Below are 12,549 nucleotides of genomic sequence, written 5' to 3' on the forward strand. Positions count from 1 at the left end.
CGCGCGCCGGGGAACGGGCGCGGGCGCGACAGACGCGGGCAGAACGGGCGCGGGCAGAACGGGCGCGGGCAGAACGGGCGCGGCGGTCAGGCGAACTGCTGCCAGCCGAGCCTGATCACCATCGCAACGACCACGCACAACAGCACGATCCGGACGAACGACGCGCCCCGCCTGAGCGCCATCCGCGCGCCGAACTGGGCGCCGGCCACGTTGCACACGGCCATGCCGAGGCCCAGCCCCCACTGCACGTGCCCCTGCACCGCGAACACCGCCAGCGCGCCCAGGTTCGTCCCGATATTGATGATCTTGGCAGAGGCCGACGCCGAGACGAAGTCCAGCCCGAGGATGGTGGTGAAGGCGATGATGAAGAACGTTCCCGTGCCCGGCCCCAGGACGCCGTCGTAGAAGGCGATCCCGACACCGGCCGTGGCCACCGCCGCGACGACGCGGGACCGGGTGCGCAGGTGCGGCACGGGCACCGCGCCCATCGCCGGCCGCAGCGTCACGAACGCGGCCACCGCCAGCAGCACCACGATGACGGCCGGCCGCAGCACCTCGGCCGAGATGGAGGCGGCGGCCCACGCGCCCAGCCCGGCGCACACCACGGCCAGGGCCGCGCCCGGCAGCACCACCTGGCGGTCCACCTTGGTGGAGCGGGCGTAGGCGACGGCCGCCGAGGTGGTGCCGAAGACGGACGAGAGCTTGTTGGTGGCCATCGCCTCGACCGTCGGCATGCCGGTCATCAGCACGGCGGGCAGCTGCAGCAGGCCGCCGCCGCCCACGACGGCGTCGACCCACCCTGCTCCTGCGGCCGCGGTCAGCAACACCAGGACCTGATCCAGCGGCACGCGCCACTCCCCCGATTCCCCCAAGAAACGACAAGAGTGTACAAGTCGGGAATCAGTTACCCAGCGCCAGCCCCTGCCCAGGCGTCACTCACAGCCCCGCCGGGATGTCGGTCAAGCCCAGCTCCAGCCCCGGCTGAGCGCTCAGCCCGGCCGGCCCGCCTCGCTGTCGTCCAGCTCGACGTCGGAGACCGCGTAGCCGTCCGTGCGCGCCGAGGCCAGCTCCTTCAGCCACGCGTCGATGCCGCCGACGCTGCCGTCGAGCCCGGCGGGCAGCACGGTGGCGAGGAGCTCACGCACGCGTTCCTCGTCCCACTCGGCCAGCAGCGACCGGCCGGCCACCGCCATGATCACCGGGACGGAGACGCCCTCCCAGACCCGGTGGTAGGCGCGCAAGGAGGGCACCGACAGCAGGGTCAGCACCATGTTGCCGCGCAGCACGCACAGGTAGGCGTCCTCGTCGAACGCCGCGGCCAGCCGCCGCACGTAGGGGGCCGAGACCCGGACGAGCCGGGACTGCTCGGTCCGCGCGGCGAGGGCGAACAGCCGCCATCCGAGCCGGTAGCGCCGGGTGAGCGGGTCGCGTTCGACCATGCCCTCGGCCTCGAGCCCGCGCAACGCCCGGGAAAGATGCTCATCGGCATCGCCGCCATCGCCGCCTTCGTCGACGGCCCCGGCCTGGGCACGCAGATCTTCGAGGGCCTGTCGCGCCTCGGCTCGGTGAACTCGCTCAACGCCACGCTCGCCGGAACGCTCGGCATCGTGGTCGTCGCCATCCTGTTCGACCTGTTCTTCTTCGCCGTCCGCCGGCTCACCACCCCGAGGGGGCTTCGTGTTCGACCGTGACACCGAAGGCGTGCGCATCGAATTGCGCTCGCTGACCAAGCACTACCCGGGGCAGCCCGCCCCAGCGGTCGACGACGTCACCCTCGACATCCCCGCCGGAGAGCTCGTCGTGCTGGTCGGCCCGTCCGGCTGCGGCAAGACGACCACCATGAAGATGATCAACCGGCTCGTCGAGCCGACCTCCGGCGAGATCCGCATCGGCGGCCAGGACGTGCTCGGCCTCGACCCCGACCAGCTACGCCGGCACATCGGCTACGCCATCCAGCAGGTCGGCCTCTTCCCCCACCAGACGGTCGCCCAGAACATCGGCCTGGTGCCCAAGCTGCTCGACACCGGCGTCGTCTACACCGAGACCGACAAGGGCCAGACCTGCAACTTCGGCGAGGTGTTCACCACCGACGGCCGTATCGCCGCGCTCGGCCTGACCGTGCTGGAGGACGACAAGAAGTTCTTCCCCATCTACAACGCCGCGATGACGATGCGTCAGGAGACCTACGAGAAGTACCCCGCGCTGGAGAAGGTGCTGCAGTCGGTCATCGCCAAGCTGGACGACGCCACCATGCAGCAGCTCAACGCCCGGGTGGACGTCGAGGGCGAGGAGCCGGGCAAGGTGTCGGCCGACTGGCTGGGCAAGCAGGGCCTGCTCGGCGCCGACGCCTGACCCCGCTCACGTTCGCGCGGCGCCGGTGGCGGCGCGTTCCGCCCGCAGTTCGGCGCAGCTCTCGCCGATGATGTCGAGGAGCTGCTCCACCCGGTCCCGGTGGGTGCGGTGGCTGACGACGCAGACCCGGATCATGTACCGGCCGCCGATCCGCGTGCTGGACAGCAGCGCCCGGCCCCGCGCGATCACGCGGCGCAGCAGCTCGGCGTTGAACGTGTCGGCATCGCTCCCGTCCTCCGGAACCCAGCGGAAGGCGACGGCCGTCAGGCTCGGCCGCCACGGAACCTCGAAACCCTGCTCGCGCAGCCGGTCGTGAACGAGTTCGGCCAGGTCGAGCTTCTCGTCCAGGGCGCTGCGGAAGGCGGCCAGGCCGTGCAGCTTGATCGGCAGCCACAGCCGCAGGCCGCGGAAGTCGCGGGTCAGCTCCGGGGAGTACTCGCTGAAGTTGGGGATCTCCTCCTCCTCGCTCAGGTCCTGGAGGTAGGCGGCGTCCATGTGGTGGGCCTGGCGCAGCAGGGCGCCGTCGCGTACCAGCAGCGCGCCGATCCCGTACGGCAGGAACAGGGCCTTGTGCGGATCCATCGTGATCGAGTCGGCCAGCTCGATGCCGCGCAGCCGGGCCCGGCCGCGTTCGGTGAGCTGGAACGGGCCGCCGTAGGCGGCGTCGACGTGGAACCACGCGCCGGCCCGCCCGGCGACGGCGGCGAGCTCGGTGAGCGGGTCGACGGCTCCGGTGTTCGTCGTGCCCGCGCTGCCGATCACCAGGAACGGCCGCAGCCCGGCCCCCCGGTCGTCCTCGATCATCCGCTCCAGCGCGGCCGGGTCCATGGCCAGGTCAGGGCCGGTCGGCACGGCGCGTACGTACGCGCGCGGGACACCCGCCAGCAGGGCCGCCTTGGCGCAGGAGGCGTGGGTCTGCTCGGTGACGTAGACGGTGCCGTCGAGGAAGCTCTCACCGAGCCGGGCGACGCGGGCGGTCACGATGGCCGAGAAGTTGGCCATGGAGCCGCCGGAGGTGAGGATGCCGCGCGCCTGCTCGGGGTAGCCGAACAGGTCGCAGAGCCAGCGGACGGCCGTGGCCTCGATCTGCGCGCAGGCGGGGGCCAGCTGCCAGACGGAGACGTACTTGTTCATCACCGCGGCCATGAAGTCGGCGAGCGCGGCCGCGTACAGGCCGCCGCCCGGCACGTAGGCGAGATAGCCCGGCCCGGCGCTGGCGGCTCCGACGCGGGCCGCCGCGTGCAGCGTGGACAGCAGGCCCGGCAGCGGGCTGCCCAGCTCGGGAGCCGGCTCGCGCAGCGCCTTCGCCAGGTCCTCGCCGCCGGCCGGGTCGAAGGCGGGCAGCTCCGGCAGGTCGCGCAGGTACTCCTCGGCGAAGGCCAGCACGGCCTCACCCATCTGACGCACCTGCTCCGGGCCTGGCTCCAGGGGGTAGTGCATGGCATCTGACATGGTCCGTATCTTGACATCCGCCCTCTACCGGACGGCAACCGTGGTCCGCACCGGCTGCGGTGCGGCTGGCGACCGTGCTCGCCGGCGGGTTCTGGAGCGGACGGCGACCGTGCTCGCGACTGTGCTCGTGACTGTGCTGGTGACCGTGCTGGTGACCGTGCTGGTGACCGTGCTGGTGACCGTGCTGGTGACCGTGCCCGGCGGTGGCCACGGATAGGCTTTGGCGCATGTTCCCGGAGGGAGAGCCCAGGCCGCGCCTGACCGGCACGGCGGGCGGCGAGCCGAAATATCAGGCCATCTACCGCGACCTCCTGGCCCGGATCGAGGCGGGCGACGTCGCGACCGGACAGCCGCTGCCCTCACAGCGGGAGCTCGCCGACCACTACGGGGTCAGCCTGATGACCGTCCGCCAGGCGCTGCAGCGGCTCGGCGCGGAGGGGCGGATCGAGCAGCGGCACGGGCTCGGCACGTTCGTCGCAGGCCCGCCCGTGATCCCCTACCAGCTCAACAGCCTGGGCAGCCTGGCGGAAGAATTGGCCGAGCAGGGCATCGATCTGGAGACGGTGCTGCTCGGGGTGCGCCGCGGGCCCGCTCCCGCGCCGGTGCCCGCGCAGCTGGGGCTGGGGCCGCACGACGAGGTCACGGTGGTCGAACGGCTGCGCGTGGTGGGCGGGACGCCGGTGATCCACCAGCTCTCCTACCTGCCGCCCGGCCTGGCCGCCGACCTGGACGCCGGCTTCGAGGCGGGGCTGGACGCCGACGAGCTGAAGCGGACGCCGCTCTACCGGCTGATCGAGGAGCGGGGCGGGGTCACGCCGTCGTGGGCGACCGAGGCGATCAGGCCGGTGGTCCTGTCGGAGGAGCAGGCCCGCCTGCTGGAGCAGCCCGCCGGAGGCGCCGCGCTGCTGAGCGAGCGGGTGACGTACGACGTGGACGATCGACCGGTGCTGGCCGACCGGGCGATCATGTGCGCGTCGCAGGTGGTGTTCACGACCCGCCGCCAGGCCCCCGAACGCCCAGCAGTCGCCCTACGCCTCGACCACCCCACCACCTGACCACCCGACACGTGATTGACCGGCGCCCGACCGCTCGCAGCCCCGACCGCTCGGCACTCGAGTGCTCGGCATCTGACTGGCCGGCACCTCAGTGCCGGCTACGTGGACGCCCGGCACCGGGGGGTCGGCGTGCCCTGGCGGGGCTGCGTCTCACGCCCTGGGCGAGTTCGCGGGCGAGCGCTTCCACGGCAGCCACGCCGCCGGCCGGGTCGGGGGCGTTCATCAGGGCGCGGACGAACGCCGAGCCGACGATCACGCCGTCCGCGAACGCGGCGACCTCGGCGGCCCGTGCCGCGTCCCCAACGCCGAGCCCTACGCACACCGGCAGGTCCGTGACCTCCTTCACACGCGCCACCAGGTCTTTCGCCCCGGTGCTCACCAGCTCCCGCTCCCCCGTCACGCCCATCACGGAGGCCGCGTAGAGGAAGCCGCGCGAGGAGCGGGCGGCCACCTCGATGCGTTCGCGGGTGGAGGTGGGGGCGACCAGGTGGACGCGGTCGAGGTCGTGCCGGTCGGCGGCGGCGTGCCAGGCGGCGGCCTCCTCGGGCAGGAGGTCCGGGGTGATCAGCCCCGCGCCGCCGGCCGCGGCCAGGTCGGCGGCGAAGCGGGCGACGCCGTACCGGTCGATCAGCGTCCAGTAGGTCATGATCAGCGCGGGGGTGCCGCGCAGGGCGCGAACGGCGCTCAGCCCGTCGGCCGGGGTGGTCCCGCGGGCGAGCGCGGCCTCGGTGGCGCGCTGGATGAGCGGGCCGTCCATGAGGGGGTCGGTGTACGGCAGGCCCACCTCGACCGCGTCCACCCCGCCCGCGACCATGGCCCGCATGGCCGCCACCGAGGTCGCGACGTCGGGGAAGCCGACGGGCAGGTAGCCGATGAGCGCGGCCCGGCCTTCCCGCCCCGCCCGCTCGACCACCGCGCGGACACTTCCATGCCCGCCTTCCCGCCTCTCCCCGGACAAGCCCGCGCTCCCGACTTCCTGAATCTGCTCAAAGCTCGCGTGCCCGGCTTCGGAACGGGTGTTCATGCGTCCGCCTCCATCAGCCCGAAGTACCGGGCGGCCGTGTCCATGTCCTTGTCGCCGCGCCCGGAGAGGTTGACCAGGACGATCCCGTCCGGTCCCAGCCGCCGCCCCTCCCTGATCGCCCCGGCCAGCGCGTGCGCGCTCTCGATCGCCGGGATGATCCCCTCGGTGCGGCACAGCAGCTGGAACGCCTCCATGGCCGCCGCGTCGTCCACGGCCTCGTAGCGGGCCCGGCCGGTGTCGTGCAGCCAGGCGTGCTGCGGGCCGATGCCGGGATAGTCGAGCCCGGCGGAGATGGAATGGCTCTCCTGGGTCTGTCCGTGTTCGTCCTGCAGCACGTACGTCCGGCTCCCGTGCAGGATGCCGGGCGTGCCACCCGAGACGGCGGCGGCGTGCCGGCCGGTGCCGATCCCGGCGCCGCCTGCCTCCAGGCCGACGAGTTCGACGCCGGGGTCGTCGAGGAAGGCGTGGAAGATGCCGAGCGCGTTGGAGCCCCCGCCGACGCAGGCGCAGACGACGTCGGGCAGCCGTCCGGTCAGGTCGAGGATCTGCCGCCGCGCCTCGGTGCCGATGATCTGCTGGAACTCGCGCACCATGGCAGGGAACGGGTGCGGCCCCGCGACCGAGCCGATGAGGTAGTGGGTGTGCTCGACGTTGGTGACCCAGTCGCGCATGGCCTCGTTCATGGCGTCCTTGAGCGTGCGTGAGCCCGAGGTCACCGGGACGACCGTGGCTCCGAGCAGGCGCATCCTGACCACGTTCAGCGCCTGGCGGCGCATGTCGACCTCGCCCATGTAGATCACCGCCTCCAGCCCGAGCAGGGCGGCGGCCGTGGCGGCGGCCACGCCGTGCTGGCCCGCGCCGGTCTCGGCGATGATCCGGCGCTTGCCCATACGCCGGGTGAGCAGCGCCTGGCCGAGCACGTTGTTGATCTTGTGGGAGCCGGTGTGGTTGAGGTCCTCGCGCTTGAGCAGGACGCGGGCGTTCCCGGCGTGCCCGGCGAAGGACGGCACCTCGGTGATGATGCTCGGGCGGCCCGAGTACGAGCGGTGCAGCTCCTCCAGCCGGTCGCGGAACGCCGGGTCGCCGAGCGCGTCGCGGTAGGCGGCGTCCAGCTCGTCCAGGGCCACGACCAGGGCCTCCGGGGTGAACCGGCCGCCGAATCGGCCGAAATACGGCCCGGCGCGGCCGGTCAGGGTCTCCGTCATCGGGCACCTCCCTTATCTAGTGTTCTAGAAGACTAGAACTTGGTGAACGGGCTCGTCAATCAGCAGTCCGTGAGTGGCGGCGTCAGGGATGGTCCGGCTCCCCTTCCGTACAGTGAAAGCAGGGGGAGCGACCACGACGGCGGGGAGCCGGCCATGAGCGCGCACAGCGACCACCCTCACACCAGCGGCGACGCGATCTCGGTGAGCGTCGTGGGCGGCGGCATCGGAGGGCTCACCACCGCACTCTCACTGCTGCGCCGCGGCGTCGACGCGCACGTGTACGAGCAGGCCGCCGAGCTGAGCGAGGCCGGCGCGGGGGTGCAGATCAGCCCGAACGCCTCCCGCGTGCTGCACGGGCTCGGCCTGGCCGAGGACCTGGAGCGGACGGGCATCAAGCCGGTGGCCCTGCACCAGCGGCGCTGGGACGACGGCCGCACCCTGGCCCGTTCGCCGCTCGCCGGGCCGCTGCAGGCCGCCTTCGGCTTCCCCCACTACCTGATGCACCGCGCCGACCTGCTCGCCGCGCTCGCGAGGCGCCTGCCCGCCGAGCGGCTGCATCTGCGGCACCGTCTCACCGGACTGACCGATCACGGGGATCGCGTCGAGGCGAGGTTCGCGAACGGCGCCCGCGCCGAGGCCGACGTGCTGGTGGGCGCGGACGGCATTCACTCCCCCACGCGCGCCGCCCTGTTCGGGCCCGAGCATCCGCGTTTCACCGGCTGCGTCGCCTATCGCGGCCTGGTGCCGGCCGAGCGGCTGCGCGGCCTGGGGCTGGAGGTCACCACGCAGCTGTGGATGGGGCCCGGCGGGCACTTCGTGCACTACTTCGTCGGCGGCGGACGGCTGGTCAACTTCGTGGCGATCGTCGAGCGGGACACCTGGACGCGGGAGTCCTGGACCGACCGCCGGGACGTCGCCGAGGCGCTCGCCGCGTTCGAGGGCTGGCATCCGCAGGTGCGGGCGATCATCGAAGCGGTGGACGAGACGTACCTGTGGGCCCTGTTCGATCGCGCCCCGCTCCCGCGCTGGTCGGCCGGCCGGGTGACGCTGCTGGGGGACGCCTGCCACGCGATGCTGCCGTTCATGGCCCAGGGGGCGGCGATGGCAATCGAGGACGCCGCCGCCCTCGCCGCCCGCCTCGCCGCCGCCCAGGCCGGCCCCCGGCAGGACCTCGCCGCCGCCCTGCTGCGGTACGAAGCCGCGCGCATCCCGCGTACGTCACGACTGCAGGCCATGTCGACCGCCAACAAGACGGAGTTCCACCTGCCCGACGGGCCCGCCCAGGTCGAACGCGACGCCCGGATGGCCGGTGGGGTGCCCGGCATGTCGTTCCAGGCGCTGGCCTGGGTCTACGGTCACGACGCCGCCGCCTGACCGGCTCCCGTCAGTACGTGCCCGGCGGCCGAGCACGTCCGGCGCACGTCCGGCGTGCGACCGGCCTCGGCGCATTCCCCGCCGCGACTTCAGCCGTGGCGGGTCGGCAAAGTGGGCTCAGCCGCGGCGGGCCGGGGCCCAGCCGTGCCCCCATCCGCCCTGGATCATCGCCTGGAACGCCCACCCCTCCTCCGTGCGGACGAGCAGGTCCGCGTAGTGCATGCGCTCCTCGCGGCCCTCGATCGACATCGTGGCGTCGGTCTCGACGACCACGAGGTTCGGGCTGACGAAGTGCGGGGTGCGGACCGAGGTCAGGCCGAGGCCCGCGGTGCCGCCGCCCATCGCCTCCTTCATCGCCTCGACGTACTCCTGCCTGCTCCACTGCTTGACGGCGGCGTGTCCGCCGGGCACGTCGGTGACCACGTTCATCGGGAAGACCGCCAGGTCGGCGAGCTCCTCGATCGCCCCCTGCTCGGCCAGGGCGTCGTAGCGTGCGAACCAGCCCTCCACACTCGCCCGGTCGTCGTCGCTCGGCTGGTAGACCATGAGAACCCCTTCCTTGTCGTACGTTGTACCGTACACCATACGGCAGGCGTTCGCGACGGCATTTCCCGGCGGGCGGCGGAGGCAGGGGCGGTCGAACCGGAGCGGAGGTCCCCGCGTAGTCTCTAGGAGACCAGCCAAGACTCGGAGGAACGCTCTGTGGTGAGTGGGATCCCAGGGGCCCGGCCCGCCAGGAGACCGAAACCGAACGCCATCTGCGTCGGCGGCCCCTGTGACGGCATGCTCACCCACATCGAGCAGGATGTCGGCGTCGTACGGGTGCGCTTAAAACCCGATCTCCAGACCCGCGGCGTCCGCTACCGCATCACCGCGGGCCGCGTCCACCATCCTTCGTGCAACGCGCCGTTCGTCGTGCTGAGCTGGGCCGGCGACGACGCCGGGGACTAAGCTCCCACAACCCCGAAAACCCCGGAACCCGTACGAAAACCTCCGGCGCGCCCGCTCCCGGGCACGCCGCGAGGCGCCTTCGGCGTGCCCAGACCCGGCGCCCCTCACCTCCGGAGCGGCACCACGCCCACTAATTGCAACTTGCTGGCAATTGCGTGTTCTGTGCAGAATGTGGTGTTTCCTCAGATCATGAACGCCACCTCTCACCTCCGGAGACGCACCACATGAGAAGGTTGCTCGTCCTGCTGGCGGCTCTGACGCTGACCGCCTGCGGGCAGGCGCCCCCCGCCCAGGAGGCCGGGCCCGCCACGGTGCCGGCCGGTTTCCCCGTCACGATCCAGAACTGCGGCCGCACCCTCACCTTCGACCGGCCGCCGGTCAAAGTGGTGAGCGGCTACCACCCCTCGCTGGAGACCCTGTTCGCCCTCGGCCTGAGCGACCGGGTCGCCGGGCGGACGAACTTCTCCGAAAGCGCCTTCCTGCCGGGCCACAGGGAGCTGTACGCCCGGATCCCGGAGATCTCCCCGACGATCATGCTGCCGCAGAAGGAGGTCATGCTCGCCCAGGGCGCCGACTTCGTCCTGGACAACGCGATGGCCTCCTTCGACGCCGCCGGCGGCTACGCCACGGTGGCGGAGCTGGACGCGGCGGGCTCCCCGGTCTACATCCTGGGCGGCTGGTGCGGCCCGAGGGAGACGCTCGAGTCCACCCTGGAGGAAACCTTCACCGACCTGCACAACCTGGGCCGGATCTTCGGCGTCCCCGACCGCGCCGCCAAACTGGCCGCCGGCCTGCGGGCCGGGCTCGACGACGTGCGCAGGCGGGTCGGCGGCCGGCCGCCGGTCAAGGTATTGGCCACCGACGGCGGCAGGGGCCCGGTCAACGCCTACGGCGGCGCCGGCCTGACCCACCAGCTGATCACCGCCGCCGGCGGGCGCAACGTGCTGGAGGGCGTCAAAGGCGACTACACCGAGGTCAGCGTGGAGCAGGTCAGCGCCGCGCAGCCGGAGGCCGTCCTGGTCAGCGAGTACGCCACGCTGCGAGGCGAGACGACGCCGACCGTGCGGGCCAAGACCGCCGACACCTTCGCCGTGATCAGGAACAGCCCCGCCGCCAAGGCCCGGCGCGTGCTGGCGCTGCCGGTGGCGGCCCAGCATCCCGGCTACCGCAACCTGCTGGCCGTCGCCGACATCGCCCGCTTCCTGCACCCCGGCGCGTTCCCCTCATGACCACGGCGACCACCCTTGACCAGGCGAGCGCCGCCACCGCGGGGCCGGGCCGGCGCCGCGCCCGCTACCTCGCGCTCGTCGCCGGGCTGGCCGTGGCCGTGCTCGCCTCGACCTGGCTGGCGGTGAGCATCGGCGCGGTCCACGTCGCGCTGCCGCAGGCGTGGGGCATCGTCGCCGACCGGCTGGCGCCGGGCCTGTTCCCGCGCACGTGGACGCCGGTGCAGGAGCAGATCGTGTGGGAGTTCCGGCTGCCGCGGGCGCTGCTGGCGCTGCTCGTCGGAGCCGGGCTCGCAGTCGTCGGGGCGGTGCTGCAGGCGCTGGTGCGCAACCCGCTCGCCGACCCGTTCTTGCTCGGCGTCTCCTCCGGCGCGTCGTTCGGCGCCGTGCTCGTGCTGATCCTGGGCGCGGGAGCGCTGGGCGGGCTGTCGCTGTCGGGCGCCGCCTTCGCCGGCTCCCTGCTGGCCCTGGGCCTGGTGTACGCGCTGGCACAGCGGGCGGGCCGGATCACGCCGTCGCGGCTGGTGCTGGCCGGGGTGGCGCTGGCCTACCTCTTCCAGGCTCTCTACAGCTTCGTGCTGCAGCAGGCGCAGAGCGGCCGGGCCGCCCAGCAGGTGCTGTTCTGGCTCATGGGCAGCCTGGGCGGGGCCCGCTGGCACATGCTGCCGCTGCCGGCCGCCGTTCTGGCGGCGGGCCTGGCGTACCTGCTGAGCCGGCATCGCCCGCTGAACGCGCTGGCCGCCGGCGAGGAGAGCGCGGTCTCCCTCGGCGTGAACGTGCAGCGGCTGCGGGTCACGCTCTTCGTCCTCACCTCCCTGCTGGTCGGCGTGCTGGTGGCGACCAGCGGCGCGATCGCGTTCGTCGGGCTGATCGCGCCGCACGCGGCCCGCCTGCTCGTCGGCGCCGACCACGGCCGGGTGCTCCCGGTCACCGCGCTGCTGGGCGCGGCGTTCCTGCAGCTGGTGGACGTCGCGGCGCGCACCGTCAGCGCGCCGCAGGAGCTGGCGCTGACCATCGTCACCGCGCTGTTCGGCGTGCCGTTCTTCCTGTGGCTGCTGCGCCGCCGCTCGGCCGAGCGGGCGGTGAGCGTCGCATGAGGCTCGATCTGAGCGGCGTCTCGGCGCATCTCGACGGCCGTCCCATCGTGCACGAGGCCGGCCTGATGGTGGCCGACGGCGAGTTCGTCGCCCTGGTCGGGCCGAACGGTTGCGGCAAGTCCACCCTGATGCGGACGATCTACCGGGCACTGCGGCCCTCGGCCGGGCTCATCACCGTGGACGGCGACGACGTGCACCGCCTGTCCTGGCGCGAGTCGGCCCGGCGGACGGCCGTGGTGGCGCAGGAGACGCCCGCCGAGCTCGACTTCACGGTGGGCGAGGTCGTGCTGATGGGGCGCACGCCGTACCGGCGCGTTCCCGCCGCCGACGAGGAGCGGTGCGCGCGGGCCCTCGACCGGGTCGGCCTGTCCGGCGCGCGGGAGCGCGTCTACGCCACCCTGTCCGGCGGCGAGAAGCAGCGCGCGCTCGTCGCCCGTGCCCTGGTTCAGCAGACCCGCCTGCTCCTGCTCGACGAGCCCACCTCTCACCTTGACGTCCGCCACCAGCTGGAGATCCTGCATCTGGTCCGCGAGCTGGGGGCGGAGCTGGGCATCGCCACGCTGGCAGTCCTGCACGACCTCAACCAGGCCGCCGCGTTCTGCGACCGCCTCTACGTCATGGGCGCCGGCCGCATCCTGGCGGGCGGCCCGCCCGATCAGGTCCTCACCCCCGAACTGATCGCGCGGGTGTACGGCGTGCGCGCCGTACACCGCACCCAGCTCGTCTTCGAACGGCTCGGAGGCAGCCCCTGATCGCGACCCGCTCCCCCTATTACGATACAGTTCTGCTCTGTATTTGAATGGAAAGGGACGG

At 72.8% G+C, this 12,549-nt stretch carries 15 protein-coding genes; 9 read left to right on the forward strand and 6 right to left on the reverse strand.

The features are described 5' to 3' along the window. Positions 1-86: 86 nt before the first annotated feature. Together AB0C27_RS47100 and AB0C27_RS47105 are read right to left on the reverse strand one after the other, a co-directional pair. Positions 87-848, reverse strand: a complete 762-nt coding sequence (locus AB0C27_RS47100; protein ID WP_357859645.1) for a TSUP family transporter — start codon at positions 846-848, stop codon at positions 87-89. Between the two features lie 141 nt (positions 849-989). Beyond that, on the reverse strand, positions 990-1,463 hold the full coding sequence (locus tag AB0C27_RS47105) for a hypothetical protein (RefSeq protein ID WP_357859648.1): 474 nt from the start codon (positions 1,461-1,463) through the stop codon (positions 990-992). 12 nt (positions 1,464-1,475) lie between these two features. On the opposite strand from AB0C27_RS47105, the gene AB0C27_RS47110 reads away from it, so the two are divergent. Both AB0C27_RS47110 and AB0C27_RS47115 read left to right on the forward strand, forming a co-directional pair. Then, complete coding sequence (locus tag AB0C27_RS47110) at positions 1,476-1,691, forward strand: hypothetical protein (protein WP_357859651.1); 216 nt, start codon at positions 1,476-1,478, stop codon at positions 1,689-1,691. Next, a complete protein-coding gene (locus AB0C27_RS47115; protein WP_357859654.1) occupies positions 1,678-2,352 on the forward strand; it encodes a glycine betaine ABC transporter substrate-binding protein in 675 nt (224 codons plus the stop codon). Before AB0C27_RS47110 ends, AB0C27_RS47115 begins: the two co-directional genes overlap by 14 nt. A gap of 6 nt (positions 2,353-2,358) precedes the next feature. Here the strand turns inward: AB0C27_RS47115 and AB0C27_RS47120 are convergent, their stop codons facing one another. Then, on the reverse strand, positions 2,359-3,804 hold the full coding sequence (locus AB0C27_RS47120; protein WP_357859657.1) for an aminotransferase class V-fold PLP-dependent enzyme: 1,446 nt from the start codon (positions 3,802-3,804) through the stop codon (positions 2,359-2,361). A 10-nt stretch (positions 3,805-3,814) separates the two neighbouring features. Here AB0C27_RS47120 and AB0C27_RS47125 point away from each other — a divergent pair, with 10 nt between their 5' ends. Both AB0C27_RS47125 and AB0C27_RS47130 read left to right on the forward strand, forming a co-directional pair. After that, positions 3,815-4,021, forward strand: a complete 207-nt coding sequence (locus AB0C27_RS47125; protein WP_357859660.1) for a hypothetical protein — start codon at positions 3,815-3,817, stop codon at positions 4,019-4,021. 10 nt (positions 4,022-4,031) lie between these two features. Then, entirely contained in the window at positions 4,032-4,859 is an 828-nt protein-coding gene (locus tag AB0C27_RS47130; protein WP_357859663.1) for a GntR family transcriptional regulator, read from the forward strand. An 88-nt stretch (positions 4,860-4,947) separates the two neighbouring features. Here AB0C27_RS47130 and trpA read toward each other — a convergent pair whose 3' ends face one another. Both trpA and trpB read right to left on the reverse strand, forming a co-directional pair. Continuing rightward, positions 4,948-5,772, reverse strand: a complete 825-nt coding sequence (trpA, locus tag AB0C27_RS47135; RefSeq protein WP_357859911.1) for a tryptophan synthase subunit alpha — start codon at positions 5,770-5,772, stop codon at positions 4,948-4,950. A gap of 107 nt (positions 5,773-5,879) precedes the next feature. Continuing rightward, positions 5,880-7,088, reverse strand: coding sequence for a tryptophan synthase subunit beta (gene trpB, locus AB0C27_RS47140; RefSeq protein WP_357859666.1), 1,209 nt, complete (start codon positions 7,086-7,088; stop codon positions 5,880-5,882). 153 nt (positions 7,089-7,241) lie between these two features. Here trpB and AB0C27_RS47145 point away from each other — a divergent pair, with 153 nt between their 5' ends. Then, positions 7,242-8,462, forward strand: a complete 1,221-nt coding sequence (locus AB0C27_RS47145) for an FAD-dependent monooxygenase (RefSeq protein ID WP_357859669.1) — start codon at positions 7,242-7,244, stop codon at positions 8,460-8,462. 117 nt (positions 8,463-8,579) lie between these two features. On the opposite strand, the gene AB0C27_RS47150 is transcribed toward AB0C27_RS47145, so the two are convergent. Further along, a complete protein-coding gene (locus AB0C27_RS47150; protein ID WP_357859672.1) occupies positions 8,580-9,008 on the reverse strand; it encodes a nuclear transport factor 2 family protein in 429 nt (142 codons plus the stop codon). 237 nt (positions 9,009-9,245) lie between these two features. Here AB0C27_RS47150 and AB0C27_RS47155 point away from each other — a divergent pair, with 237 nt between their 5' ends. The 4 genes from AB0C27_RS47155 to AB0C27_RS47170 all read left to right on the forward strand — a co-directional run bounded on the left by AB0C27_RS47155 (position 9,246) and on the right by AB0C27_RS47170 (position 12,488). Continuing rightward, positions 9,246-9,413, forward strand: a complete 168-nt coding sequence (locus AB0C27_RS47155; protein ID WP_357859675.1) for a hypothetical protein — start codon at positions 9,246-9,248, stop codon at positions 9,411-9,413. A gap of 224 nt (positions 9,414-9,637) precedes the next feature. After that, a complete protein-coding gene (locus tag AB0C27_RS47160) occupies positions 9,638-10,642 on the forward strand; it encodes an ABC transporter substrate-binding protein (protein WP_357859678.1) in 1,005 nt (334 codons plus the stop codon). After that, a complete protein-coding gene (locus AB0C27_RS47165; protein WP_357859681.1) occupies positions 10,639-11,736 on the forward strand; it encodes an iron ABC transporter permease in 1,098 nt (365 codons plus the stop codon). The genes AB0C27_RS47160 and AB0C27_RS47165 overlap by 4 nt, the downstream gene beginning before the upstream one ends. Continuing rightward, positions 11,733-12,488 carry an ABC transporter ATP-binding protein gene (locus AB0C27_RS47170; RefSeq protein WP_357859684.1) on the forward strand — a complete coding sequence of 252 codons (756 nt, stop codon included), beginning with the start codon at positions 11,733-11,735 and terminating at the stop codon, positions 12,486-12,488. The genes AB0C27_RS47165 and AB0C27_RS47170 overlap by 4 nt, the downstream gene beginning before the upstream one ends. The last annotated feature ends 61 nt before the right edge of the window (positions 12,489-12,549 follow it).

The organism is Nonomuraea sp. NPDC048882 (assembly GCF_040649755.1).
GTDB classification, from domain to species: Bacteria; Actinomycetota; Actinomycetes; order Streptosporangiales; family Streptosporangiaceae; genus Nonomuraea; species Nonomuraea maheshkhaliensis.

What these genes read in the sequence shown, in the direction of transcription:
- trpB (WP_357859666.1), bottom strand. Translation starts at nt 7,088, where the DNA reads ATGACGGAGACCCTGACCGGCCGCGCCGGGCCGTATTTCGGCCGATTC.
- AB0C27_RS47110 (WP_357859651.1), top strand. Translation starts at nt 1,476, where the DNA reads ATGCTCATCGGCATCGCCGCCATCGCCGCCTTCGTCGACGGCCCCGGC.
- AB0C27_RS47160 (WP_357859678.1), top strand. Translation starts at nt 9,638, where the DNA reads ATGAGAAGGTTGCTCGTCCTGCTGGCGGCTCTGACGCTGACCGCCTGC.
- AB0C27_RS47155 (WP_357859675.1), top strand. Translation starts at nt 9,246, where the DNA reads ATGCTCACCCACATCGAGCAGGATGTCGGCGTCGTACGGGTGCGCTTA.
- AB0C27_RS47170 (WP_357859684.1), top strand. Translation starts at nt 11,733, where the DNA reads ATGAGGCTCGATCTGAGCGGCGTCTCGGCGCATCTCGACGGCCGTCCC.
- AB0C27_RS47150 (WP_357859672.1), bottom strand. Translation starts at nt 9,008, where the DNA reads ATGGTCTACCAGCCGAGCGACGACGACCGGGCGAGTGTGGAGGGCTGG.
- AB0C27_RS47165 (WP_357859681.1), top strand. Translation starts at nt 10,639, where the DNA reads ATGACCACGGCGACCACCCTTGACCAGGCGAGCGCCGCCACCGCGGGG.
- AB0C27_RS47130 (WP_357859663.1), top strand. Translation starts at nt 4,032, where the DNA reads ATGTTCCCGGAGGGAGAGCCCAGGCCGCGCCTGACCGGCACGGCGGGC.
- AB0C27_RS47145 (WP_357859669.1), top strand. Translation starts at nt 7,242, where the DNA reads ATGAGCGCGCACAGCGACCACCCTCACACCAGCGGCGACGCGATCTCG.
- AB0C27_RS47120 (WP_357859657.1), bottom strand. Translation starts at nt 3,804, where the DNA reads ATGTCAGATGCCATGCACTACCCCCTGGAGCCAGGCCCGGAGCAGGTG.